The following is a 25002-nucleotide window of genomic DNA, read 5'->3' as shown; positions in this document are numbered from 1 at the left end:
ATGAATTTTCGTATTGGCGAGGGCTGGGACGTGCATGCCCTGGTGCCCGGGCGCAAGCTGATCCTGGGCGGCATCGAGGTGCCGCACGAACTGGGGCTGCTGGGCCATTCCGATGCCGACGTGCTGCTGCACGCCATCACCGACGCGCTGCTGGGCGGCGCGGCGCTGGGCGACATCGGCCGGCATTTCCCCGACACCGACCCCGAATTCCGTGGCGCCGATTCGCTGGTGCTGCTGGTGGAAGCGGCGCGCCGCGTGCGCGCCACGGGGCTGGAGATCGGCAACATCGACAGCACCATCATTGCCCAGGCCCCCAAGCTGGCGCCGCACATTCCTGCCATGCGCGAGCGCATCGCCACGGCGCTGGGGCTGGCGCTGGACCAGGTCAACGTCAAGGCCAAGACGGCCGAAAAGCTCGGCCCCGTGGGCCAGCAGCAGGCCATGGAGGCGCGCGCCGCCGCCTTGCTGTTCCGCGCCTGACCGGAGGGGGCCATCCCCATGCAAAAGGCCCCGGCGATCGGTCAACGATCGCCGGGGCCTTTGTATCTGCCGAACGTATCTGCCGAACGCGCGCTGCGGGCTCAGTCCTCTCCGTCCAGGGCGCCGTCCTGCGCACGCGGGGGCAGCTGGCGCTTGATCTGCGGGCGCTGCAGACGCTGCTCGGGCTCGGCACCCTTGGCCACGCCCGAGGCACGCTGCAACTGAACATGGGCAACCAGTCCGCCCGTGGAGGAGTTGGACAGCGCAAACACGCCGCCCATGCGCTGCACCGTCTTGTCCACGATGGACAGGCCCAGGCCCGCCCCCGCTGCGGCCGTGCGCGCGGAGTCGCCACGGAAGAAGGGCTGGGTCAGGCTGGCCAGCTGCTCGGGCGGCACGCCACGGCCATGGTCGCGGATGCGGATCACCACCCAGCTTTCGCGTTCCGATGCCGTCACATCCACGTGGGTGGTTTCGGTCTCTGGCGTCTTGCCGTAGCGGCGTGCGTTCTCGAACAGGTTGGAGATCACGCGCGCCAGTTCCACCTCGTCGGCCAGCACATAGACGCCTTCGGGCACGGCCATGCTGATCTGCAGCTCGCGGTGGTCCTGCACCGCATAGACGCAGGAGGACACCACGGCATGCAGGTTCACCGGGTTGAGGGTCACATGGTCGGGGCGGGCGTAGTCCAGGAATTTGTCGATGGTGGCGTCCAGCTGCACGATGTCGGCCACCATGTGCTCGCGCGCCACGTCGTCCACCACGCTCATCTCGGTCTCCAGCCGCAGGCGGGCCAGCGGCGTGCGCAGGTCGTGGGAGATGCCGGCCAGCATCACCGCACGGTCCTGCTCCAGCTGGGCCAGTTTCTGCGCCATGCGGTTGAAGCCGATGTTGACCTCGCGGATCTCGCTGGTGACGGCTTCCTCGTCCAGCTGGCTGGCGTCGAAGTCGCCATCTCGCACGCGGTTGGCCGCATAGCTCAACTGCTTGAGTGGCCGGTTGATCAGGCGCGCGATGGCTGCCGCCCCCGCCAGGGACAGCAGGCCGGCCGTGATCAGCCAGATCAGCCAGGTGCGCCCGCTGGCCGGCGTGAAGCGCGAGCGGTCCATCAGCAGCCAGGTGCGGTCGCCATTGATGGTGAAGCCCACCCACAGCCCCGGCTCGCCATTGACGCTGCGCGCCACGATGGTGCCGTAGCCCAGGCGGCGCGTGAGCTCCTCGGTCAGGCGCTTGCCCAGCGTGCTCTGGTCCAGCAGCTCGAAGCTGTCGCCAGGCTCGCGCGGCAGAATGCGCACGCCTTCCTGGTCGGCCATGGTCTTGATCAGCGAGACGCGGTTGATGGCATCCGAATGCACCAGGGCCGCGCGGCTGAGGTTGACCAGCGAGGCGATCTGCTGGGCGGTGTGCAGCGTGCGCGGCTCGAACTCGAAGGCGCGCAGCGTCTGCAGCCACGCCAGGATGCTGCCCACCAACAGCAGGGCCAGCAGGCAGAAGGTACGCCAAAAAAGGTTGAGTCCCAGCGGAGAGCGCGCAGTCATGCGCCGCTCGTAGTCGAGCGGCGCAGGGCTGGTGGCGTCATGGGGCGGGACGGTGAAGGAACTCATGGAAGCGGTTCGTCATTCTAGGGGCCGGCTGCGAGATTACGCCTGTGCCGGCCAGCCTGCGTTACCGGTTGTCTCGGTCGACAGGGTGAGGTTTTGGCGCTGCGCATTGTCAACGGCACATAAAACGTTACGGCCCCAACCCAGGGACGCCGAGCAAGAGCCGCCTCGCGGCGAGGGCGTCGTCCCCCTCCCGCGGAGCGAGAGAGGGGGAAGGCGCGCAGCGCCTCAGGGGGTGATGCATTTCAGTTCGCGCCGTCCGGTACGAACACATAGCCGACGCCCCAGACCGTCTGGATATAGCGCGGTGCGGCGGCATCTTCCTCGATCAGCTTGCGCAGGCGCGAGACCTGCACGTCCAGGCTGCGGTCGAAGGGCTCGAACTCGCGGCCGCGCGCCAGCAGGGCCAGCTTCTCGCGCGACAGCGGCTGGCGCGGGTGGCGCACCAGGGCCTTGAGCATGGCGAATTCGCCCGTGGTCAGCGGCAGTTCCTCGCCGTTCTTTTGCAGCACGCGCGTGCCCAGGTCGAAGGTGAAGGGGCCGAAGCTCACCACCTCGTTGTCGCCGGAAGGCGCGCCCGGCGCTTCCTGCGGCGGGCGGCGGCGCAGCACGGCATGGATGCGGGCCAGCAGTTCGCGCGGGTTGAAGGGCTTGCCCAGGTAGTCGTCGGCGCCCACTTCCAGGCCCACGATGCGGTCCACATCCTCGCCCTTGGCGGTCAGCATGATGATGGGCGTGCGGTCGTTGGCCGAGCGCAGGCGGCGGCAGATGGACAGGCCATCTTCGCCGGGCATCATCAGGTCAAGCACGATCAGGTCCACCGTTTCGCGCAGCAGGATGCGGTTCAGCGCCTTGCCATCTTCGGCAATCATGATCTCGAAGCCTTCCTGCGTCAGGTAGCGGCGCAGCAGGTCGCGGATGCGCGCATCGTCATCCACCACCAGGATCTTGTCGGTGCGGTTGGTCGTAGTGGCCATGTTCATCCTCGGTCGGTCATTTGTAACAGCCGCCATTGTTACCAGCTTGCGCCGAAAAGTCTGGACAAACCCCCGAAATATTGCCGTGTGTTACAGATGTTGCGTTTAAATTTAGAACGGAAAATGTGTCTTTAGAATATTTAACTATGGGTTTTCCATGCTGATGCATTTATCGTTGCAATAATGTTGTCAATGGAGGAGCCGGCAGGCCTGCTTGGCTCCACACCTGTCACCATCTGGCGGCATGCCGTAGCGAAAGGGCGGCATGCAGTTGTATCCCTGAACTACCTTTCATTTCAAAGGGTGAACGCATGAGCAAGCTTTCCAAACAGCTGTCCCGCCCCTGGGTCAAGTCCGTGGTCGCGGCCACTGCGCTGGCCTGTGCCAGCGGTGCCTGGGCGCAGAACGCCGCCACGGCGCCGGCACAGCCTGCCAACGTGGTGCAGTTGTCTGCAGAAGGCTCGGTGGACGTGGTGCAGGACCTGCTGACCGCCACCTTGTCGGCCACGCGCGAAGGGCGCGATGCCGCCACGGTCCAGTCCCAGCTGCAGAAGGTGGTCGAGGCCGCCATGGCCGTGACCAAGCGCAGCGCCCAGCCGGGCCAGATGGATGTGAGCACCGGCAGCTTCGGCATCTATCCGCGCTATGGCAAGGACAACAAGGTGGAAGGCTGGCAGGGCCGCGCCGAGATTCTTCTGCAGGGCCGCGACTTCGCGCGCATCACGCAGACGGCGGCCCAGGTGCAGGACATGACGCTGTCGCAAGTGGGCTTCGGCCTGTCGCGCGAGGCCCGTGAAAAGGTCGAAGGCGAGGCCCAGGCCAAGGCCATCGAGCAGTTCAAACAGCGTGCCACCACGCTGTCCAAGAGCTTCGGCTTTGCCAACTACAGCCTGCGCGAGGTCAATGTCAGCAGCAGCGACACCTCCGTGCCCATGCCGCGTCCGCGCATGATGGCCATGTCCGCCAAGGCCGCCGGCGCGGAAATGGATGCCGTGTCCGTGGAAGCGGGCAAGGCGCAGGTGATGGTCCACGTGTCGGGCTCTGTGCAGATGTACTGAGCAGGCGTGGGCCGCCCATGAAAAAGGAGCGCCGTGGCGCTCCTTTTTTGACGTGAACCGGTGCTGGCGCGCTTACTGCGCCGCCCAGCCGCCATCCATGTTCCAGGCCACGCCGCGCACATTGGCTGCGGCGGGCGAGCAGAAGAACACCGCCAGTTCGCCCAGTTCCTCGGGCGTGGTGAACTGCATGGAGGGCTCTTTCTCGCCCAGCAGCAGCTTCTTGGCTTCTTCGTTGCTGATGCCGTGCTGCTCGGCCTTGGCGTCCACCTGCTTTTGCACCAGTGGCGTCAGCACCCAGCCGGGGCAGATGGCGTTGCAGGTGATGCCGGAGGTGGCGTTCTCCAGCGCCGTGACCTTGGTCAGCCCGACAATGCCGTGCTTGGCCGCCACGTAGGCAGACTTCTGCGCCGAACCCACCAGGCCGTGCACCGAGGCCACGTTGATGATGCGGCCCCAGCCCTTGCCGCCATCGGCCGCCTGCATCATGGGCAGGACCAGGCGCGAGGTGTGGAAGGCGCTGGACAGGTTGATGGCGATGATGGCGTCCCAGCGCTCGGGAGGGAAGTCTTCCACGCGCGCCACGTGCTGGATGCCGGCATTGTTCACGAGGATGTCGATCTGGCCGAAATTGCGCACGCTGTACTGGACCATGTCCTCGATGTCCGCCACGCGGCTCATGTCGGCGCCGTGATAGGCGACCTGGGCGCCAGCGGCCTGGCCTGCGGCCAGTACTTCGGCACGCGGGCCATCCACATCGCCGAAACCATTGAGCACGATATTGGCGCCCTGGCGGGCCAGCGCCTTCGCGATCCCGAGGCCGATGCCGCTGGTCGAGCCGGTCACGAGGGCGGTCTTGCCTTTCAACATAGAGAGTCTCCGAATGAATGTACGATGCAACACAGCCATTATCGGCGCCGGCTCCGCGAATGCGTTTCCATGAATCATCCTACGCTGAACTACGTATCCTGCCCGGGGGTTGCCGGGCGTGCCTCACCCTGGAGCCGTACTGCCAGCCCGGCTGCTCAAGAGAATGCTTCGCACCGCATGGCTTATTGGGAATGGAATCGCACCGGCGATCCGCACCATCCCCATGTCGTGGTCTGCGTGCACGGCCTTTCGCGCCAGGGGCGTGACTTCGACGCGTTGGCCGAGCGGCTCAGCGAACGTGCCCGCGTGATCTGCCCCGACGTGGTCGGGCGTGGCGAAAGCGACTGGCTGCAGGATCCGGCCGCCTACCAGGTGCCTCTTTACGCAGCCGACATGCTGGCCTTGCTGGCCCAGGTGCATGCGCAGGCGCCTGTCGTGCAACTGGACTGGGTGGGCACCAGCATGGGCGGGCTGATCGGCATGGCGCTTGCGGGCCAGCCGGGGCTGCCGCTGCCGGCGCCCATTCGCAGGCTGGTGCTCAACGATGTGGGGCCTGTCATCGAGTGGTCTGCCCTGGAGCGCATAGGGCAGTACCTGGGCAAGGGCGCGCATTTTGAAAATCTTGAGCAGGCAGCCCATGCGCTGCTCTTGATTTCCGAAGGCTTCGGCCCACATAGCGAAGGGCAATGGTTGCGATTGACGCGACCTATGATGCGGCCGGCCGCCGATGGCGGCCTTGTCCTGCACTATGACCCTCAGATTGCGGTGCCCCTGCAGCACATGACGCGCGAGATGGCCCAAGCCGGCGAAGCGCTGCTGTGGCAGCTGTATGACCAGATCAAGGCACGCGTCTTGCTAGTTCGTGGTGCGCAGTCCGATCTGCTGACGGCGGCCACGGCACAGGCCATGGCGCAGCGCGGCCCGAAGGCGCATTGCGTGGAATTTGAAGGGGTGGGGCATGCGCCCACCTTCGTCGCGGCAGGGCAGGTGGCCTTGCTGTGCCGGTTCTTATGGGGAGAAGAGCGCTTGCCAAGCACCATGAATCTTGCCGAGCAGGCCAGGGAGAGTGACGAATGAAGACTGCCAGCAGCGAGGCCGCCGTGCAGGCGCCTTCGCCCGGCGCAGCCGCGCCGGGCCAGGTGCCGTCGGTGCTGCCGCACCTGATCACGGCCACGTCGCAGACCCTGCCCGAACAGGTCAACGCGCTGGCGCGCGCGCGCAGCTTTGCCGAGCCGCTGATCGCCACCGAGACCATGGAGTCCGGTGAGAACACCATGGCCCATGCCGATGCGGTGGCTGCCATCCTCAAGACCATCGGCGGCTCCGAAACCATGCAGGCGGCGATCTATCTGGTGCATGCCAGCGTGCACCTCAATCGCCCGCAGGAAGTGATCGCCAAGGCCTTTGGCGAGAATTTCGCCACCCTGGCCGTGGAAACCAACAAGCTCATGCGCGTGCAGGAGCAGGCGCGCGGTGCAGAGCTGGGCGGCCAGTACCTGGACGATGAGGCCACGCAGACCGAGAACGTGCGCAAGATGCTGCTGGGTTTCTCGCGCGACCTGCGCGTGGTGCTGCTGCGGCTGGCGTCGCGCCTGCAGACGCTGCGCTACTACGCGGCCAGCAAGCGCCCGGTCTCGCCCGGCATTGCGCGCGAGGCGCTGACGGTGTTTGCGCCGCTGGCCAACCGGCTGGGCATCTGGCAGATCAAGTGGGAGCTGGAGGATCTGTCCCTGCGCTTCCTGGAGCCCGAGACCTACCGCGAAGTGGCCCGCCTGCTCGATGAAAAGCGCGTGGAGCGTGAAGCCTATATGGAGCAGATGCGCGCACGGCTGGAGGCCGACCTGCGCGCGCACAGCATCAGCGCCACCGTGCAAGGCAGGCCCAAGCACATCTACAGCATCGTCAAGAAGATGCGAGGCAAGTCGCTGAACTTCGACCAGGTCTTCGACATCCGCGCCATGCGTGTCGTCGTGCCCACGATCAAGGACTGCTACGCCACCCTGTCCTGGGTGCACGAGCAGTTCACGCCCATCGAGGCGGAATTCGACGACTACATCGCCAAGCCCAAGCCCAACGGCTACCAGTCGCTGCACACCGTGGTGCGCGACGAGACGGGCCGCGCCATCGAGATCCAGATCCGCACCCAGGCCATGCACGACCATGCCGAGCACGGCGTGGCCGCCCACTGGGCCTACAAGGAGGCGGGCACCAAGGGATACGCGGGCGTCACCGCCAGCAGCGAGTACGACGCCAAGATCGCCGTGCTGCGCCAGTTGCTGGCCTGGGGCAGCGACCTGGCGGGCGCCCACCATCGGGGCCTGTTCGAGGACCGCATCTACGTGCTCACCCCTGACGCGGCCGTCATCGAGCTGCCGCAGGGCGCAACGCCCGTGGACTTTGCCTACTCGGTGCACACCAGCCTGGGCCACCGCTGCCGCGGCGCGCGCGTGGACGGCGCCATGGTGCCGCTGAACACGCCGCTGCAAAACGGCCAGACCGTGGAGATCACCACGGTCAAGGAGGGGCGCCCCTCGCGCGACTGGCTCAACGCTGACCTCGGCTACCTGACCAGCAACCGGGCCAAGGCCAAGGTGCGTGCCTGGTTCAATGCCCAGGCCACGCACGAGACCGTGGCGCGCGGCCGCGAGGCGGTCGAGAAACTGCTGCAGCGCGAGGGCAAGACGGCCGTCAAGCTGGAGGAGCTGGCCGTTCAGCTCGGCTTCAAATCGGCCGATGCCTTGTTCGAAGTCGTCGGCAAGGATGAATACTCGCTGCGCAACATCGAGACCGTGCTGCGACCGGCCGAGGCGGAGGAGGAAGTCGAGGAATTCTCCCCGGTGCGCAAGGCACGCGGCACAGACTCGCCCAAGGGCGGCGTGCTGGTCGTGGGCGTGGATTCGCTGATGACGCAGCTGGCCAAGTGCTGCAAGCCTGCGCCGCCGGACGACATCCGGGGCTTTGTCACGCGCGGCAAGGGCGTGAGCGTGCACCGCTGCGACTGCTCCAACTTCCGTGAAATGGCAGCGCGCAATTCCGAGCGCGTGATCGACGTGGCCTGGGGCCAGCCCAAGGCGGCGGCCGTGGCCTCGGCCGTCTACCCGGTCGATGTGTCCGTGGAAGCGGCCGACCGGCAGGGCCTGCTGCGCGATATCTCCGAAGTCTTTGCGCGGGAGAAGACGAATGTCATCGGCGTGCAGACCCAATCCGTCAAGGGAACGGCCTGGATGACCTTCACCGTGGAAGTGGCCGATTCCGGTCGCCTCAACAAGGTGCTGGGCATTGTGGCAGCCGTGGCGGGCGTGCGTTCGGCACGGCGGCGCTGAGCCTGTTCGGGTATTTTTGCTGGAGCCCTGGAAAACCCGTGCTAGAATCGCTTTCTCGAACAAACACAGGCGCGTAGCTCAGCTGGTTAGAGCACCACCTTGACATGGTGGGGGTCGTTGGTTCGAGTCCAATCGCGCCTACCAATTTTCCATTGCCAGATGGAATGCAAGAAGCCTTCTGATCACTCAGAAGGCTTTTTTGTTTGGTTTTTTTGTTTGTGCGCCCGCCAACGATGGGGCGACTTGCCGGTCAAGGAGGCGGGCAGGGCCCGCGCTCCTCTGTCAGGAGGTCAGGTGCCGACTCCGGCCTGTGCCTGCAGGTAGTCGTTTTGCAGCAGGTACATGCGGATGGCGTTGCGGTACTGGCCGTTGGCGAAGAACTCGTCGATCAGCACGCCTTCCTGCACGAAGCCTATGCGCGCGTAGATGTGGATGGCCTTCTCGTTCTCCTGGTCCACATGGAGAAAGATCTTGTGCAGGTTGAGCGTCTTGAAGCCATAGTCCAGCGCCAGCCGCGTTGCCTGGGCTGCGATGCCCTGGCCCTGCTGCTCGGGGGCGATGATGATCTGGAACTCGGCGCGCCGGTGGATCAGGTCGATCTCCACCAGCTCGACGAGACCGGCGCGATCGCCCTGGTGCTCGACGATGAAGCGGCGCTCGGTCTGGTCGTGCACGTGCGCGTCGTAGAGCGCGGAAAGCTCGTCGAAGGTCTCGTAAGGCTCCTCGAACCAGTAGCGCATGATGGCGGCATTGTTGTTGAGCAGATGCACGGAGCGCAGATCTTCGCGCTCCAGGGGTCTCAGGCGGATGCTGTGATTCATGCGCTCATTGTGCGAGAGCCGCGGTATCCGGCTGCAGGCCACGGATTACCAGCCGGTAGATCAGATCGGCCGCCGTGTCGTAGTCGTCGGCGGTCAGTTCCGGCCGGCCCAGCAGCAGCGCGAACTGGGCCTGCTGGTCGGCGTAGGCCTGGGTCACGGACCAGAGGATGAACATCAGGTGGGTGAAATCCACGCGGGCAATCTTGCCCTGCGCCACCCAGCGCTCGAAGGCCTGCACGTCGGCTGCCAGCGCCGGGCCTACCTGGCTCGATATGGCCTGTCCGAAGCGGGGCGCGCCGGCCATCACCTCGCGCGTGAAGACACGGGAGCCATGGGGCCGCTCGCGCGAGGACTGCAGCTTGGCCCGGATGTAGATGCGCAAGGCCTCCGCCGGGTCGTCGCCGCGCAGCAGGTCGGACATGCCGGCCAGCCACTGCGTCAGCACATCGCCCAGCACGCGCAGGTACAGCTCCTCCTTGCTGGCGAAGTAGTACAGCAGGTTGTGGCGGCTGAGGCCGGCGTCGTGCGCGATCAGTTCCAGCGATGCGCCTTCGAAGCCGTATTGCGCAAAGTGCAGTTCGGCCGTCTGCAGGATGTTCAGCTCCTTGCGCAGCCGTGCAGCGGTGGGCTTGCGCGTGGCCGATCGGGCCTGGGGGGAGGGCGCATTGTCAGAAAGGGTTGCCATTGCGCAGATGGTAAGTGGAGATAAGTGGCGCCATTTTGGTGCGATTGTCTGGCATCTTTCTTGCTGACGACTTTCTGGGTGATTTTACTGATTGGTAAATTTTTTCACCCGCGTAAATTCCGTTCCACCCCCAGTGCGCCCGACAAGAGGCGTCACTTGCACATGCGAGGACCACGATGAAACCTCCGAAGACTGTGTTGCTGGATCCGGGGCCTTGCAGGAGTTCCTCCTGCGGGCCGCCTTGCGTTGTCCGAGATGGCCCGGCATGGCCCTGCATGCCGTATCCCCCTTCACGCCCTCAATCCTGACTCTGGAGGATGCACCATGGATAGCCCCGCGCAACGCGCCTGCGGCATTGCCGCCGGCCGCCTGAACCTGGCCGACTACGCGGCCAATTTCTCCGACGCCCACCCTCCGCTGAACCGCGCCCAGGCCCTGATCGAGGCCGAGCGCTGCTACTACTGCTATGACGCGCCGTGCACTACGGCCTGCCCCACCAGCATCGATGTGCCGGCCTTCATCGCCCGCATCGCCCAGGACAACGTCCGTGGCGCGGCGCGCGAGATCCTCACTGCCAACCCGCTGGGCGGCATGTGCTCCCGTGTCTGCCCCACGGAGCAACTGTGCGAGCAGGCCTGCGTGCGCAACACCCAGGAAGACAAGCCGGTCGAAATTGGTGCACTGCAACGCTATGCGACCGATGCCTTCATGGCCTCCGGTGGTGCACCGCTGTTCCAGCGTGCCGCCGCCACGGGCCGCAAGGTGGCCGTGGTCGGCGCTGGCCCTGCCGGCCTGACCTGCGCGCACCAACTGGCGCTGCAGGGCCACGACGTGGTGCTGTTCGATGCCCGGCCCAAGCTGGGCGGGCTCAATGAATACGGCCTGGCCAGCTACAAGACCCCCGGTGATTTTGCGCAAAAGGAAATCGACTGGCTGCTGTCCGTGGGCGGGATCACGCCGCGCAACAACCAGCGGCTGGGGCGAGATTTCACGCTGGATTCGCTGCTGGCAGAGCATGACGCCGTATTCCTCGGCCTGGGCCTGGCGGGCGTCAATGCGTTGGGCGCGGCCGAGCCGCAGGCCGAAGGCTTGCGCAATGCGGTGGACTTCATTGCCGACATCCGCCAGGCGGCCGACAAATCCACGGTGCCGGTGGGCCGGCGCGTGGTGGTGATCGGCGGCGGCATGACGGCGGTGGATGCGTCCGTGCAGGCCCGGCTGCTGGGGGCCGACGAGGTCACCATGTTCTACCGCCGGGGCAAGGATGCGCTGTCCGCCTCCTGGGTGGAGCAGGAATGGGCGCAGACCCATGGCGTCAACCTGCGGCTGTGGGCCGCGCCCCAGGAGATCCTGGTGCAGGACGGCAAGGTCTGCGGCGTGCGCATGGCTTGCACCCGCATGGAGGGCGACAGGCTGCAGGTGACGCAGGAGGTGTTCGACGTGCCGGCCGACATGGTGCTCAAGGCCATTGGCCAGACCTATGTCGCCACGCCGGCGGGCGCGGCCATTGCCTTGCGTGACGGCCGCATCGACACCGACGACGAAGGCCGCACCAGCGTGCCGCGCGTGTGGGCCGGCGGCGACTGCCGCGCCGGTGGCCAGGACCTGACCGTGCAGGCGGTGGAGCACGGCAAGGTCGCCGCGCGAGCCATGCACCAGGCGCTGACCAGCGCCGTGGCGGCCGGGGTTTGAGCGGCTGTGCCCGCGCTTTTCAAGGAGCATCGACATGGCAGACATCAGCAGCCGCTTTCTGGGCATTTCCAGCCCCAATCCGTTCTGGCTGGCCTCGGCACCGCCCACGGACAAGGAGATCAACGTCACCCGCGCCTTCGAGGCCGGCTGGGGCGGCGTGGTGTGGAAGACGCTGGGCGAGGACCCGCATGTGGTCAACGTGAACGGGCCGCGCTACTCCACCCTCATGGCGCAGGACCGGCGCGTGATGGGCCTGAACAACATCGAGCTGATCACCGACCGGCCGCTGCGCACCAACCTGGAGGAGATGACCCGCGTGAAGAAGGCCTGGCCTGACCGCGCGCTGATCGCCTCGCTGATGGTGCCCTGCGTGGAGGAAAGCTGGAAGCGCATCCTGCCCATGGTGGAGGACACCGGCGCCGACGGGCTGGAGCTGAACTTCGGCTGCCCGCACGGCATGAGCGAGCGCGGCATGGGCGCGGCCGTGGGCCAGGTGCCCGAGTACATCCAGATGGTCACGCAGTGGTGCAAGCAGTACAGCCGGCTGCCGGTGATCGTGAAGCTCACGCCCAACATCACCGACGTGCGCTTTCCCGCGCGGGCAGCCAAGGCCGGCGGGGCGGATGCGGTGTCCCTGATCAACACCATCAACTCGCTGATGGGCGTGAACCTGGACACCCTGGTCATGCACCCCAGCACCGACGGCCAGGGCTCGCACGGCGGCTACTGCGGCCCGGCCGTGAAGCCCATCGCCCAGAACATGGTGGCCGAGATCGCGCGCGATCCGCAGACGGCGGGCCTGCCCATCTCGGGGATCGGCGGCATCACCACCTGGAAGGACGCGGCCGAATACATCGCGCTGGGATGCGGCAATGTCCAGGTGTGCACGGCGGCCATGGTCTACGGCTTTCGCATCGTGCAGGACATGTGCGACGGGCTGTCCAACTACATGGACGCGCACGGCTTTGCGCGCATCGAGGACTTCCAGGGCCGGGCCGTGCCCACGGTCAGGGACTGGAAGGACCTCAACCTCAACCACATCGACAAGGCCGTCATCAACCAGGACAGCTGCATCCAGTGCGGGCGCTGCCACGTGGCCTGCGAGGACACCTCCCACCAGGCCATCACTTTCAGCAAGGAGGGCGGTGTGCGCCGCTTCGAGGTGGATGACACCGAATGCGTGGGCTGCAACCTGTGCGTGTCCATCTGCCCCGTGCCCGAGTGCATCACCATGCGCAGCCTGCAGCCGGGCGAGGTGGACCCCCGCACCGGCCAGACGGTCACCGGGGAGTATGCGAACTGGACCACGCACCCGAACAACCCCATGCGCCAGGCCGTGACGGCGCAGGGCTAGAGGTGGCATTGCGGCAGGTCGGCGCACGGCCCGCATCCGGGCCGACCTGGCACGAAATGCGCTTGATGGAAACGGTCAGACCCTGGATCAGCAATGGATTGGTGATTTCTCTCTTCGAGAAGGAGCTTCGCAATGTCGCATGCCCCGCATTCCGGTGAGTCCGCAGGCAGCCTGTGGAACCACGACCTCGCACCCACGCTGCCTAGCCAGCGCACCTGGACCTGGTACCACTTCGCCGCCCTGTGGATAGGCATGGTGATGTGCATCCCGGCATACACGCTGGCCGCCAGCATGATCACGAACGGCATGTCGTGGTCGCAGGCGGTGATGACGGTGTTCCTGGGCAATCTCATCGTGCTGATTCCCATGCTGCTCATCGGCCATGCCGGGGCCAGGTACGGCATTCCTTTCGCTGTGCTGGCCCGTGCCTCGTTCGGCACCCACGGCGCCAAGCTGCCGGCCATGCTGCGGGCCCTGGTGGCCTGTGGCTGGTACGGCATCCAGACCTGGTTCGGCGGCATGATGATCTACACCCTGCTGGGCGTGCTGCTGGGCCATCCGCTGGAAGGCGAGAAGATCGCTGGCCTGGGCATCAATGTGGGGCAGCTGGTGTGCTTTCTGGTGTTCTGGGCGATCCAGTTCTACTTCGTGGTGCATGGCATCGAGTCCATCCGCAAGCTCGAGACCTGGACAGCGCCGCTCAAGATCCTGATCTGCTTCGTGCTGCTGGGATGGGTCTACCAGAAGGCCGGCGGCTTCGGCCCCATCATGGAGCAGCCTTCGCAGTACGCGCCGGGCGGCCCCAAGGCGGGCCAGTTCATGTCGGTGTTCTGGCCGTCGCTGACGGCCATGGTGGGCTTCTGGGCCACGCTGGCCTTGAACATTCCGGACTTCACGCGCTTTGCCAAGTCGCAGAAGGACCAGGTGGTGGGCCAGGCCATCGGCCTGCCCGTGCCCATGGGGCTGCTGGCCATGCTGGCGGTGGTGGTGACATCGGGCACCGTGGTGATCTACGGCAAGGCCCTGTGGGATCCCGTGGATGTCGCCAGCCGCATGACGGGCGCGGCCGTTCTGATCGCGCTGATCGTGCTGCTGATCGACACCGTGAGCGTGAACCTGGCGGCCAACCTGGTCGGGCCGGCCTATGACTTCTCCGCCCTGGCGCCCAGGAAGATCAGCTACCGCGTGGGCGGCTACATGACGGTGGCCATTGCCATCGTGATGATGCCCTGGAAGATCCTGGAATCGACCGAGGGCTACATCTTCACCTGGCTGATCGGCTACTCGGCACTGCTGGGGCCGATCGCGGGCATTCTGATGGTGGACTACTTCCTGGTGCGCAAAAAGCAGCTGGTGGTGGAAGACCTGTACAGGGAAGAGGGCGTCTACAGCTACTCCAACGGCTGGAACTGGGTCGCCGTGGCCGCCTTCGCCCTGGGCGTGGCGCCCAACCTGCCCGGCTTCCTGCACGCAGCGTTCCCCGCTGCATTCCCGAACGTGGGTGATTTCTTCAAGCATGCCTATGACTACGCATGGTTCATCGGCCTGTTCATTGCCGGCGTGGTGTACCGCATCGGCATGGCAGGCCAGGTGACCAAGGGCGCTCCCGCGCTGAGCAAGGCATAGGCCGGACCAACCAACAGGAGGCATGACGCTATGGGTCAATCACAGGGTTCGGTATGGGTGCGTGGCGGCACGGTGGTGAATGCAGACCGGCAAGAGAAGGCCGACGTGCTGTGTGTGGATGGGGCGATCGCGGCCGTGGGGCCGGATGTGGCGGCCCTGGTGCCGGCCGGGGCACAGGTGATCGATGCCTCGGGGCAGTTCGTCATGCCCGGCGGCATCGATCCGCACACCCACATGCAACTGCCCTTCATGGGCACGGTCACGGCCGATGACTTCTACACCGGCACGGCGGCGGCGCTGGCCGGCGGCACGACCAGCATCATCGACTTCGTCATTCCCGATCCGCAGGAGCCGCTGCTGGACGCCTACCGCAAATGGCGCGGCTGGGCCGAGAAGGCTGCGGCGGACTACTCCTTCCACGTGGCCGTCACCTGGTGGAGCGACAGCGTCCATGCCGACATGGGCACGCTGGTGCGCGAGGAGGGCATCAACAGCTTCAAGCACTTCATGGCCTACAAGAACGCCATCATGTGCGACGACGAAACCCTGGTGAACAGCTTCAAGCGCGCGCTGGAGCTGGGCGCCATGCCCACGGTGCATGCCGAAAACGGCGAGCTGGTCTACCTGCTGCAGCAGGAAGTGGCCAAGATGGGCATCACCGGGCCCGAAGGCCACCCGCTGGCCCGCCCGCCCATGGTGGAGGCCGAGGCGGCCAACCGCGCCATCGCCATCGCCGGCGTGCTGGGCGTGCCCATCTACGTGGTGCATGTCAGCTGCACCGAGGCGGCGCAGGCCATTGCCGCGGCCCGTGCACGCGGCCAGCGCGTGTATGGCGAAGTGCTGGCCGGCCATCTGGTGATCGACGAAAGCGTGTACCGCGACCCCGACTTCGCCAAGGCGGCCGCCCACGTGATGAGCCCGCCCTTCCGGGCCAAGGGCCACCAGGAGGCCTTGTGGCAGGGCCTGCAGTCGGGCCAGCTGCACACCACGGCCACCGACCATTGCACCTTCTGCGCCGCGCAGAAAGCCATGGGCCGGGACAACTTCGCCAAGATCCCCAACGGCACCGGCGGCGTGGAGGAGCGCCTGGCCGTGATCTGGGATGCGGGCGTGAACACCGGCCGGCTGACGCCCAGCGAATTCGTGGCCATCACCTCGGCCAACACGGCCAAGCTTTTCAACATCTATCCGCGCAAGGGCCTGGTCGGCGTGGGCGCCGATGCCGATCTGGTCGTATGGGACCCTGCCGCCACGCACACCCTGTCGGTCAAGACCCAGCATTCCAAGGGCGACTACAACATCTTCGAGGGACGCACCGTGCAAGGCATGCCCAGCCACACCATCAGCCAGGGCGTGGTGGCCTATGCGCAGGGCGATCTGCGTGCCGAGAAAGGCAAGGGGCGCTATATCAAGCGCCCTGCCTTCGGCCCCAACTTCGACGCGGTGCAGCGCCGCGCCGCCACGCTGCAGCCCACGGCCGTGGCGCGCTGAAGCCCGCATGACAAGGAGACCGCAATGGATACAGATACCCAAGTGAAGCAGGGCATCGCGCAGCTGCGCGTCAACGGAAGCCGGCTGTGGGATTCACTCATGGAGCTGGCCCGGATCGGCGCCACGCCCAAGGGCGGCGTCTGCCGCCTGACGCTGACCGACCTGGACCGCCAGGGCCGTGATCTGGTGACCCGCTGGGCGCGCGAGGCGGGCATGACGGTGACCATCGACAAGATCGGCAACGGCTTCATGCGCCGGCCCGGGCGCGACAACAGCCTGCCGCCCATCATGACGGGCAGCCACATCGACACCCAGCCCACGGGCGGCAAGTTCGACGGCAACTACGGCGTGCTGGCGGGGCTGGAGGTGGTGCGCACGCTCAACGACCACGGCATCGAGACCGAAGCGCCCATCGAGGTGGCCTTCTGGACGAACGAGGAAGGCTCGCGCTTCGTGCCGGTAATGATGGGCTCGGGCGTGTTCGCCAAGGCCTTCACGCTGGAGCATGCCTATGCGGCCACCGACTCCGAAGGCAAGACCGTCAAGGGCGAGCTCGAGCGCATCGGCTATGTGGGCAGCCAGGAACCGGGAGACCACCCGATCGGCGCCTACTTCGAATCCCATATCGAGCAGGGCCCGGTGCTGGAGGACAACGCCAGGACCATTGGCGTGGTCACCGGCGTGCTGGGCATCCGCTGGTATGACTGCGTGGTCACGGGCATGGAGGCCCATGCCGGCCCCACGCCCATGGCCCTGCGCAAGGACGCGCTGCAGGTGGCCGCGCAGCTGATGCAGGAAGTGGTGGCCTGCGCCCACCGCCATCCGCCCCACGGGCGCGGCACGGTGGGCATGGTGCAGGTCCATCCCAACAGCCGCAACGTGATCCCGGGGCAGGTCAAATTCAGCATCGACCTGCGCAACGCCACCGATGCCGACTGCGAAGCCATGGACGCCGACATCCGCGCCGTGGCCGACCGCATCAGCCGGGAGACGGGCCTGCCCATAGCGATCAACCTGGTGTCCAGCTACCCCGCCCAACCCTTCCATGCCGACTGCGTGGATGCGGTGGCGCGCGCCGCCAAGGCCCTGGGCTACTCGCACATGCCCGTCGTCTCGGGCGCCGGGCATGACGCGGTCTACATGGCGCGGCTGGCGCCGGCCGGCATGGTCTTCATCCCCTGCAAGGACGGCATCAGCCACAACGAGATCGAGGACGCCACGCCCGCGGACATCACCGCAGGCTGCAATGTGCTGATGCACGCCATGCTGGAACGCGCCAGGGTGGCGGGTTGATCCAAAAATCTGCGCAACTTGCCCGGAAGCCCTGTTTTGCACTGCTATACTTGCGGCTTCAACAAACGACAGGCGCGTAGCTCAGCTGGTTAGAGCACCACCTTGACATGGTGGGGGTCGTTGGTTCGAGTCCAATCGCGCCTACCAAACAAAGCAGTCTCACCAGGGGCTGCAAAAAAGAAATCCCGCTTCAAGCGGGATTTTTTTTGCCCCAACGGTTGCATGGCGGCCATTTGCCGTGTCGCATGCGTTGATCCCCATCAGGGTTACTGCTGCGCCGGGTGCTGCAGGTGCTGCCTAGAATCTGTTGCAGTGCAATAGCCGATTGCCCGCACGAGCCGGTGCAAGCAGGCGCAAACAGGTACAGCAGGTACAAGAGGAGAAGCATTGCAATGCAAGAGACGACAACAGCCGCCGCCCCCAGCGCACAGCGCGTGATCAAGAAATACCCCAACCGCCGTCTCTACGACACCAACACGTCCTCCTACATCACGCTGACGGAAGTCAAGCAGCTCGTGATGGGCAACGAGCCCGTGGTGGTCAAGGACGCCAAGACGGGCGAAGACCTCACGCGCAGCATCCTGCTGCAGATCATTCTGGAAGAAGAGGCGGGCGGCGCCCCCATGTTCTCCGAGACCGTGCTGGCCAACATCATCCGTTTCTACGGCCACGCCATGCAGGGCTACATGGGCTCCTACCTGGAAAAGAACGTGCAGATGTTCACCGACTTCCAGAACAAGCTGGCCGAGCAGGCCCAGGGCACCTCGCCCGAGGCCTGGAGCCAGTTCATGCGCATGCAGCCGCCCGCCATGCAGAACATGATGAGCAGCTACATGGAGCAGTCGCAGAACATGTTCGCCCAGATGCAGGAGCAGATGCAAAAGCAGACCGAGCAGATGCTGGGCGCGCTCGGGATCAAGCGCAATAGCTGAGCTTGCAGGGATAAGTTCGGGGGCGGTTTACCAAGTTCGCGCAGAACTGGGACAATATCGCCCCTATGACCCCCACGAGCGACGCAACAACCATGACAACCCCTGCCGGCGCGGCCGCTCCGCGCGTGGGATTCGTCTCCCTCGGGTGCCCCAAGGCACTCACGGACTCCGAACTCATCCTTACCCAGCTCAGCGCCGAGGGCTACCAGACCTCCAAGACCTTCGAGGGCGCTGACCTGGTGATCGTCAACACCTGCGGCTTCATCGATGACGCCGTGCGCGAGAGCCTGGACACCATTGGCGAGGCGCTGGCCGAGAACGGCAAGGTCATCGTCACCGGCTGCCTGGGCGCCAAGGCGGGCAAGGATGGCGGCAACCTGATCCAGGAAGTGCACCCCAGCGTGCTGGCCGTGACCGGTCCGCACGCCACGCAGGAGGTGATGAATGCCGTCCACACCCATCTGCCCAAGCCGCACGATCCCTTCATCGACCTGGTGCCGGGCGCCTTTGGCGAGGCGGGCATCAAGCTCACGCCCAGGCACTACGCCTACCTGAAGATTTCCGAGGGCTGCAATCACCGCTGCACCTTCTGCATCATTCCCTCCATGCGCGGCGACCTGGTCTCGCGTCCGGTGGGCGACGTGCTCAAGGAGGCGCGTGCGCTGTTCGAGGGCGGCGTCAAGGAGCTGCTGGTGATCAGCCAGGACACCTCGGCCTATGGCGTGGACGTGAAGTACCGCACAGGCTTCTGGGACGGCAAGCCGGTGAAGACACGCATGCTCGAACTGGTGCAGACGCTGGCCGAGATCGCCGAGCCCTATGGCGCCTGGGTGCGCCTGCACTATGTCTACCCGTACCCCAGCGTGGACGAGATCATTCCGTTCATGGCCACGGGCCGCGTGCTGCCCTATCTGGACGTGCCCTTCCAGCACAGCCATCCCGATGTCTTGAAGCGCATGAAGCGCCCCGCCAACGGTGAAAAGAACCTGGAGCGCCTGCAGCGCTGGCGCGAGATCTGTCCCGACCTGGTGATCCGCTCCACCTTCATCGCCGGCTTCCCCGGCGAGACGGAGCAGGAGTTCGAGCACCTGCTGCAGTTCCTGCGCGAGGCGCAGATCGACCGTGCGGGCTGCTTTGCCTACAGCCCGGTCGAAGGCGCTGCCGCCAACGAGATTCCCGGCATGCTGCCCCTGGAAGTGCGTGAGGAGCGCCGCGCGCGCTTCATGGCCGTGGCCGAGGAGGTTTCCACTGCGCGCCTGCAAAAGCGCGTCGGCCAGACCATGCAGGTGCTGGTGGACAAGTCCGTGGGCCTGGGCAAGAAGGGTGGCGTGGGCCGCAGCTATGCCGATGCCCCCGAGATCGACGGCCTGGTGCACCTGCTGCCGCCCGAGAAGGCCAGCAAGACCTACAAGGTGGGCGACTTCGTCAAGGCGCGCATCGTGGGCACGCAAGGCCATGACCTGGTGGGCCAGCCCGTGTAAGCCTGCCGCTCTGCCATCTCCCGAAAACGGGCAAGGTTCTCCTTGCCCGTTTTTTTGTCTTTTCCGGACCAGTGCCTGATATCGATCAAGGCGGCCGGACCTCTTCGCTGAAATGCTGTACCTACTTTGACGCAAAGAAAGGATGGCGCGAATGAACAGGACCATGAAGGCCGCCGTGGTGCGGGAGTTTGGCAAGCCGCTCACCATCGAGGAAGTCCAGGTGCCCAGGCCCGATCCCGGCCATGTGCTGGTGAAGATCGAGGCCTGCGGCGTCTGCCATACCGACCTGCACGCGGCGAAGGGCGACTGGCCCGTCAAGCCCAATCCGCCTTTCATTCCCGGCCACGAAGGCGTGGGCTACGTGGCCGCCGTGGGCGCGGGCGTCACCCATGTGAAGGAGGGCGACCGCGTGGGCATTCCGTGGCTGTACACGGCCTGCGGCCATTGCGAGCATTGCCTGGGCGGCTGGGAGACGCTGTGCGAGCAGCAAAAGAACACCGGCTACTCCGTCAACGGCGGCTTTGCGCAGTACGCGCTGGCCGATGCCAATTTCGTGGGCCTGCTGCCCGGCAGCGTGGACCTGATCGAGATCGCGCCCGTGCTGTGCGCGGGCGTCACGGTCTACAAGGGCCTGAAGGTCACCGACACCAGGCCCGGCAACTGGGTGGTGATCTCGGGCATCGGCGGCCTGGGCCACATGGCCGTGCAATATGCCAAGGCCATGGGCCTGAACGTGGCGGCGGTGGACGTGGATGACGACAAGCTGGCGCTGGCCCGGCGCCTGGGCGCACAGGTCACGGTCAATGCCATGACCACGGACCCGGCGGCCTATCTGAAAAAAGAGATCGGCGGCGCGCACGGCGCCCTGGTCACGGCGGTCTCGCCCAAGGCCTTCGAGCAGGCGCTGGGCATGGTGCGGCGCGGCGGCACGGTATCGCTCAACGGCCTGCCGCCCGGCAGCTTCCCGCTGCCCATCTTCAACATGGTGCTCAGCGGCGTGACGGTGCGCGGCTCGATCGTGGGCACGCGGCTGGACCTGCAGGAGTCGCTGGATTTCGCGGCCATGGGCAAGGTCAAGGCTACCGTGTCCACCGACCGGCTGGAGAACATCAACGACATCTTCGCGCGCATGCATGAAGGCAAGATCGAAGGGCGCGTGGTGCTGGACCTGAACGCCTGACGCTTTGCCCACCCCCAAAAAAACAGGCTTCCCTCGGGAAGCCTGTTTTGCATGGCGCACGCCTTACACCATGCGGCGGATCGGGCGCTTCTTCCAGACCAGCTTGTAGTAGGCGGTCTGCAGGCACAGCGTCAGGGTGTAGGACAGCGGAAAGGCCATCCAGATTCCCATCAGCCCGAAGCTGCGGCTCAGCCACCATGCCATGGGCAGCTCCAGCACGGCGAGCACCGTGATGGTGATGGCCGTGGGAATGACCACATCGCCGCTGGCACGCATGATGGACGACAGGGCAATGAAGCAGCCCAGCAGCAGGCCGCTCCACAGCACGATGTACAGCAGCTCGATGGCCAGCACCAGCACCTGCTCGTCGGTGATGAACATGCCCAGCAGCGGCCGCGCGAACAGGCTGCCGATCAGGGCCAGGGCGGCGCCCAATGCCAGGTTCATGCGGATGGCCGTGGCCGTGATGGCGCCCAGGCGCTCGCTGCGTCCCGCGCCAATGGCCTGGGCTCCGAGGATGGAGGCCGTGATGGCCACCGAAATGACCGGGAACTGCGCAAACGAGTTGATCTGGTTGACCGCACCGTAGGCTGCCGTGGCGCTGGAGCCGAAGCCGTTGACCAGCGACACGACGACCAGCCCGGCCATGGACGAGGCGATCATCTGCACGCCCGTGGGAATGCCCACGCGCAGGATGCTCTTGAGCAGGGTCCGGTCAATGCGCATGGCCTTCCACAGCGCGGCATTGGGTGCCAGCGGGCTGGCTATGCGGCGCAGCCGCCAGCCCAGCCAGGCCAGGGCCAGGGTGAAGCCCAGGATCATGGACACGCCCGCGCTGGCCACGCCCAGGCGCGGCAGGCCGGCCCAGCCCGCGATCAGCGCCGGCGTGCAGGCCAGGCCCGTGCCGGTGGAGATCAGCAGGGCCAGCATGGGCGAGACCGTGTCGCCCACGCCGCGCAGCAGCGAGGTGGCCAGCAGGAACACGAACAGCCCCGGCATGCCCAGCAGCACGATGCGCGAATACAGCGTGGCCTGTTCCATGATGTCGGGCGGCGTGCCCAGCAGACGCATCAGCGGCTCGGTGAACAGTCCGCCGAACAGGGCCACGACGGCGCCGAACAGCAGCCCTATGCACATGGCCGTGCCTGCGATGGCGCGCAGCTTGTCATGCATGCGCGCACCGTAGGCCTGGCCTATCAGCACCGAGGAGCCTGCGCCCAGGCCGATCACGAAGGCGATGAAGAGAAACATCACCGGAAAAAAGGCCGCGACGGCCGCCAGGGCCTGCACGCCCAGCATCTGGCCGATGAAGACGCTGTTGATGGTGCCCGACAGCGACTGCAGGATATTGGCCAGGACCATGGGGCCCAGGAACACCAGGAAGGTGCGCCACAGCGGCTGGGTGCCGTGGGCGATGGGCGGCCCGGCGGGGCTGGATGCGGCAGGCGCAGCAGCCTGGGGCAGAGGTTCGTTAGGTTTCGTCATGTTGTGTCTGTTAATGCGACGAGAAAATGCAATGGAAGGCGGGGGCTTCAGTCCTGCGCTGGCGATGGCGGCGAGGACCAGGCAGCGCTGCTCAGTTGCTGCAGATAGCTTCGCACATCCTCGGGCCAGGTGGCGGTGTGCCTTGCAAAGGCGTCGGCCTGGTGTGCAAAGAGGGCGCGGCTGGCGTCCTCGAAATGGGGCAGGTCGCCCGCCATCTCGCTCATGAATCGGTAGGCGGCCTCGGTGGCGGCGCGCACGGCATCCTGTGCGGCATGCTTGCCACGCGCCTCGTCCACCAGTCTGCGCAGTGCGCCGGAGGCGCCGCCGGGCTGGCGGTTCAGCCATTCCCAGTGCCGTGGCAGCAAGGTGACTTCGCGTGCCACCACGCCCAGCTTGGGGCGGCCCACGCTGCGCGGTGCGGCGGCTTGTCCGGGTGCGGGCGATGCGGCCAGTTCGCTGCGCCAGTCCAGGTCCAGCCGCATGCCGCTGTGGTCGTCGAAAACCCACAGCGGCGGCGCCGATCCGCTGCCTTGCGGCTGCTGTTCATGGCTTTGCAGGAACTGCAGGACGGCAGGCCTGTCCCCCTGCAGCACGCGGCCATGGCCCTGGAATATGGTGTAGCTGGGTGCGGGCTCGGCGCCCGCCATGCAAGAGTCGGTAGTCATGAGCCGGATATTAGCCGGGTAAAATATGCAAGTCAATTAAACCCGGGTAAATATCTGCATGGATGCCGCGCGCCCAAAGAAAAAGCCCCTGGCAGAGACTGCCAGGGGCTTCGCAGAGGGAACTGCAAGCGTTGTTTAGACGCGCTTGCGGTACTCGCCCGTGCGGGTATCGATTTCGATCTTGTCGCCCTGGCTCACGAACAGGGGCACGGGCACTTCAAAGCCGGTGGCGATCTTGGCGGGCTTGAGCACCTTGCCCGATGTATCGCCCTTGACGGCGGGTTCGGTCCAGGTGATTTCGCGTTCCACGGACGTGGGCAGTTCGCAGGAGATGGCCTTGCCGTCGTAGAACACGACTTCGGCCTGCATGCCGTCTTCCAGGTAGTTGATGGCGTCGCCCATGTTGGCGGCTTCCACTTCGTACTGGTTGTATTCGGCATCCATCCAGACGTACATCGGATCGGCGAAGTAGGAGTAGGTGCACTCCTTCTTGTCCAGGATCACGTTGTCGATCTTGTCGTCGGCCTTGAACACGACTTCGGTGCCCATGTTCGACAGCAGGGCCTTGAGCTTCATGCGCACGGTGGCGGCGCCGCGGCCACCGCGAGCGTATTCGGTCTTCAGGACGATCATCGGGTCCTTGCCGTGCATGATCACGTTGCCGGCGCGGATTTCTTGAGCGATTTTCATAGCTTGCTTGGCTGAGGTTGAAGCCGCTCAACAGGGCAGGCAAGCGAAGTCGCTGGGACGGTGCGCCTGCCGCAGTTCCGCGGCGGGTGCAACCCTGGTTGGTCGATGGCGGCCGGCTGGCGGTCGCCCGCAACGGCGCCTCCAGGGAGGCAAAACGTGCATTCTAGCTTTTTTCGGTCACGAAAGCTTGCAGCTGCTCAATCAATGGGGTCTGTTGCAGCAGCCGCAGGCGCGCCGCCTGCACGCATTCCTGCCATTGCTGCAGCAGCGCAGGCGTGATTGCGGGCAGGGTGCTTGCCGGTGCCATGCCGTTCCAGGCATGGTGGAAGGCGCGCAGGCTGGCCGGCGCCTGCAGCCAGTCCAGGAAGGCGTCTAGCTTGTCGTGGTGGGCGTCGTCGTGCTGGGGATAGATGTGCCAGACCAGGGGCTGGCCGGCCCACAGCGCGCGTACCAGCGAATCCTCGCCGCGCACCAGGTTCAGGTCGCAGGCCCAGAGCATCTCGTCGAACTGCGGCTGGGGGCAGGGCTGCAGCGCATGCCGGGTCACCGCACCTTGGTCTACGGCGGTCACGCCGGCCATGGCCTGCTGCACCGCGGCTGCCGCGCGCCCGGGCGTCACCAGCAGATGCGTGGCCTGTGGTGCGGGCGGCGCAGCATGCAGCTGGCACAGCCAGTGCGGCAGGGCAGGGGGCTCGTAGCAGAACAGCGAGATGGCGCAATCACCGGTGCCTATGCCGTGGCGTGTGCGCCAGGCCTGCCGGCCCTCGGAAGCAAAAGCCGCCTGGCGCGCGGCCAGGTCCGGCTCGCGCAGCAGGCCGCCCGTGGCGGCCGTGAAGCCCGGGTAGAAGAACCAGCGCGTCAACCCCGCAGCCGGCCCCGACATCACCGGCGAGGGCAGGCGGTGGCAGCGCTCCACATAGTCCTCTGCCGACAGGTACTCCAGGTTGATCCACAGCGGCGCGCGGCGCGCGATGGCCGCCAGAAAGGGCGGCGGAATCTCGCAGCCGAAGGCCTCGATGACCACATCACCCACGGCCTGCGGAATGTCCTGCGCCTGCGTGGGCCAGCCGTGCACGCTGAGTCCGGCCGGGTGCGGCCGGGGCGCCATCCAGGCCAGGGCGCTGGCGTCGTCCATCCACAGCCGCACGCGCTGGCCGCGTGAGGCCAGGTCGGCCGCCGCGCGCCAGCACACGCCGATGTCGCCGAAGTTGTCTATGACCTGGCAGAAGATGTCCCAGGTCCGTGCGGCGGCCTGTTCTGGCAGAGGGGCCGGGGGGATGGGGTTGAAGGCAAGCATCGGA

Annotated in this window: 21 protein-coding genes and 2 tRNA genes; 14 read left to right on the top strand and 9 right to left on the bottom strand. The window is 66.1% G+C overall.

The window, feature by feature from the left end:
• Positions 1–480, top strand: a complete 480-nt coding sequence (ispF, locus tag ACF8ME_RS00230) for a 2-C-methyl-D-erythritol 2,4-cyclodiphosphate synthase (RefSeq protein WP_013803157.1) — start codon at positions 1–3, stop codon at positions 478–480.
• 101 nt (positions 481–581) lie between these two features.
• On the opposite strand, the gene ACF8ME_RS00225 is transcribed toward ispF, so the two are convergent.
• Positions 582–2084: an ATP-binding protein gene (locus ACF8ME_RS00225; protein ID WP_012204699.1), complete on the bottom strand. Its 1503-nt coding sequence runs from the start codon at positions 2082–2084 to the stop codon at positions 582–584.
• Positions 2085–2326: 242 nt separating this feature from the next.
• Positions 2327–3064, bottom strand: a complete 738-nt coding sequence (gene ompR / locus ACF8ME_RS00220; RefSeq protein WP_017404718.1) for a two-component system response regulator OmpR — start codon at positions 3062–3064, stop codon at positions 2327–2329.
• Positions 3065–3369: 305 nt separating this feature from the next.
• On the opposite strand from ompR, the gene ACF8ME_RS00215 reads away from it, so the two are divergent.
• Positions 3370–4116 carry an SIMPL domain-containing protein gene (locus tag ACF8ME_RS00215; RefSeq protein ID WP_034363125.1) on the top strand — a complete coding sequence of 249 codons (747 nt, stop codon included), beginning with the start codon at positions 3370–3372 and terminating at the stop codon, positions 4114–4116.
• Between the two features lie 72 nt (positions 4117–4188).
• Here ACF8ME_RS00215 and ACF8ME_RS00210 read toward each other — a convergent pair whose 3' ends face one another.
• The gene (locus ACF8ME_RS00210) at positions 4189–4983 is read right to left on the bottom strand and encodes a 3-hydroxybutyrate dehydrogenase (RefSeq protein WP_016445272.1); all 795 of its coding nucleotides are present in this window, start codon (positions 4981–4983) and stop codon (positions 4189–4191) included.
• 69 nt (positions 4984–5052) lie between these two features.
• On the opposite strand from ACF8ME_RS00210, the gene ACF8ME_RS00205 reads away from it, so the two are divergent.
• The 3 genes from ACF8ME_RS00205 (at position 5053) to ACF8ME_RS00195 (ending at position 8450) form a co-directional block, all read left to right on the top strand.
• Positions 5053–6060 carry an alpha/beta fold hydrolase gene (locus ACF8ME_RS00205; RefSeq protein WP_392414938.1) on the top strand — a complete coding sequence of 336 codons (1008 nt, stop codon included), beginning with the start codon at positions 5053–5055 and terminating at the stop codon, positions 6058–6060.
• Positions 6057–8306, top strand: a complete 2250-nt coding sequence (locus ACF8ME_RS00200) for a bifunctional (p)ppGpp synthetase/guanosine-3',5'-bis(diphosphate) 3'-pyrophosphohydrolase (protein ID WP_016445274.1) — start codon at positions 6057–6059, stop codon at positions 8304–8306. Before ACF8ME_RS00205 ends, ACF8ME_RS00200 begins: the two co-directional genes overlap by 4 nt.
• Before the next feature lie 67 nt (positions 8307–8373).
• Positions 8374–8450, top strand: a tRNA-Val gene (locus ACF8ME_RS00195).
• Positions 8451–8596: 146 nt separating this feature from the next.
• Here ACF8ME_RS00195 and speG read toward each other — a convergent pair.
• Complete coding sequence (speG, locus tag ACF8ME_RS00190) at positions 8597–9127, bottom strand: spermidine N1-acetyltransferase (RefSeq protein ID WP_016445275.1); 531 nt, start codon at positions 9125–9127, stop codon at positions 8597–8599.
• Between the two features lie 4 nt (positions 9128–9131).
• Complete coding sequence (locus ACF8ME_RS00185) at positions 9132–9812, bottom strand: TetR/AcrR family transcriptional regulator (protein ID WP_016445276.1); 681 nt, start codon at positions 9810–9812, stop codon at positions 9132–9134.
• Positions 9813–10136: 324 nt separating this feature from the next.
• Between ACF8ME_RS00185 and ACF8ME_RS00180 the strand changes: the two genes are divergently transcribed.
• From ACF8ME_RS00180 to adhP, 9 genes are all read left to right on the top strand, one after another.
• The gene (locus ACF8ME_RS00180) at positions 10137–11504 is read left to right on the top strand and encodes an NAD(P)-dependent oxidoreductase (RefSeq protein WP_392414851.1); all 1368 of its coding nucleotides are present in this window, start codon (positions 10137–10139) and stop codon (positions 11502–11504) included.
• Positions 11505–11538: 34 nt separating this feature from the next.
• A complete protein-coding gene (gene preA, locus ACF8ME_RS00175; protein ID WP_013803150.1) occupies positions 11539–12858 on the top strand; it encodes an NAD-dependent dihydropyrimidine dehydrogenase subunit PreA in 1320 nt (439 codons plus the stop codon).
• Positions 12859–12990: 132 nt separating this feature from the next.
• Entirely contained in the window at positions 12991–14484 is a 1494-nt protein-coding gene (locus tag ACF8ME_RS00170; RefSeq protein WP_279492824.1) for an NCS1 family nucleobase:cation symporter-1, read from the top strand.
• A 30-nt stretch (positions 14485–14514) separates the two neighbouring features.
• Complete coding sequence (hydA, locus tag ACF8ME_RS00165) at positions 14515–15975, top strand: dihydropyrimidinase (protein WP_126312383.1); 1461 nt, start codon at positions 14515–14517, stop codon at positions 15973–15975.
• Between the two features lie 24 nt (positions 15976–15999).
• A complete protein-coding gene (locus ACF8ME_RS00160) occupies positions 16000–17268 on the top strand; it encodes a Zn-dependent hydrolase (protein WP_392414848.1) in 1269 nt (422 codons plus the stop codon).
• 70 nt (positions 17269–17338) lie between these two features.
• Positions 17339–17415: transfer RNA gene (locus tag ACF8ME_RS00155), tRNA-Val, on the top strand.
• A 245-nt stretch (positions 17416–17660) separates the two neighbouring features.
• Positions 17661–18200, top strand: coding sequence for a polyhydroxyalkanoate synthesis repressor PhaR (phaR, locus tag ACF8ME_RS00150; protein ID WP_016445296.1), 540 nt, complete (start codon positions 17661–17663; stop codon positions 18198–18200).
• A gap of 92 nt (positions 18201–18292) precedes the next feature.
• On the top strand, positions 18293–19681 hold the full coding sequence (rimO, locus tag ACF8ME_RS00145; RefSeq protein ID WP_047468807.1) for a 30S ribosomal protein S12 methylthiotransferase RimO: 1389 nt from the start codon (positions 18293–18295) through the stop codon (positions 19679–19681).
• A 151-nt stretch (positions 19682–19832) separates the two neighbouring features.
• Entirely contained in the window at positions 19833–20861 is a 1029-nt protein-coding gene (adhP, locus tag ACF8ME_RS00140; RefSeq protein ID WP_244386361.1) for an alcohol dehydrogenase AdhP, read from the top strand.
• Positions 20862–20924: 63 nt separating this feature from the next.
• On the opposite strand, the gene ACF8ME_RS00135 is transcribed toward adhP, so the two are convergent.
• The 4 genes from ACF8ME_RS00135 to earP all read right to left on the bottom strand — a co-directional run bounded on the left by ACF8ME_RS00135 (position 20925) and on the right by earP (position 24998).
• Positions 20925–22346, bottom strand: coding sequence for an MATE family efflux transporter (locus tag ACF8ME_RS00135; protein ID WP_392414844.1), 1422 nt, complete (start codon positions 22344–22346; stop codon positions 20925–20927).
• A 47-nt stretch (positions 22347–22393) separates the two neighbouring features.
• On the bottom strand, positions 22394–22993 hold the full coding sequence (locus tag ACF8ME_RS00130; RefSeq protein ID WP_047327162.1) for a DUF2239 family protein: 600 nt from the start codon (positions 22991–22993) through the stop codon (positions 22394–22396).
• Between the two features lie 153 nt (positions 22994–23146).
• Positions 23147–23701: an elongation factor P gene (efp, locus tag ACF8ME_RS00125; protein ID WP_016445346.1), complete on the bottom strand. Its 555-nt coding sequence runs from the start codon at positions 23699–23701 to the stop codon at positions 23147–23149.
• A 163-nt stretch (positions 23702–23864) separates the two neighbouring features.
• Entirely contained in the window at positions 23865–24998 is a 1134-nt protein-coding gene (gene earP / locus ACF8ME_RS00120; RefSeq protein WP_392414842.1) for an elongation factor P maturation arginine rhamnosyltransferase EarP, read from the bottom strand.
• Between the last annotated feature and the right edge of the window lie 4 nt (positions 24999–25002).

It is taken from the genome of Delftia sp. WSY_7, from assembly GCF_043104845.1.
In the GTDB taxonomy this organism is placed as follows: domain Bacteria; phylum Pseudomonadota; class Gammaproteobacteria; order Burkholderiales; family Burkholderiaceae_C; genus Comamonas; species Comamonas tsuruhatensis.
Note: the sequence above shows the minus strand (reverse complement) of the source record. Positions and strands in the feature narration are given on the sequence as shown.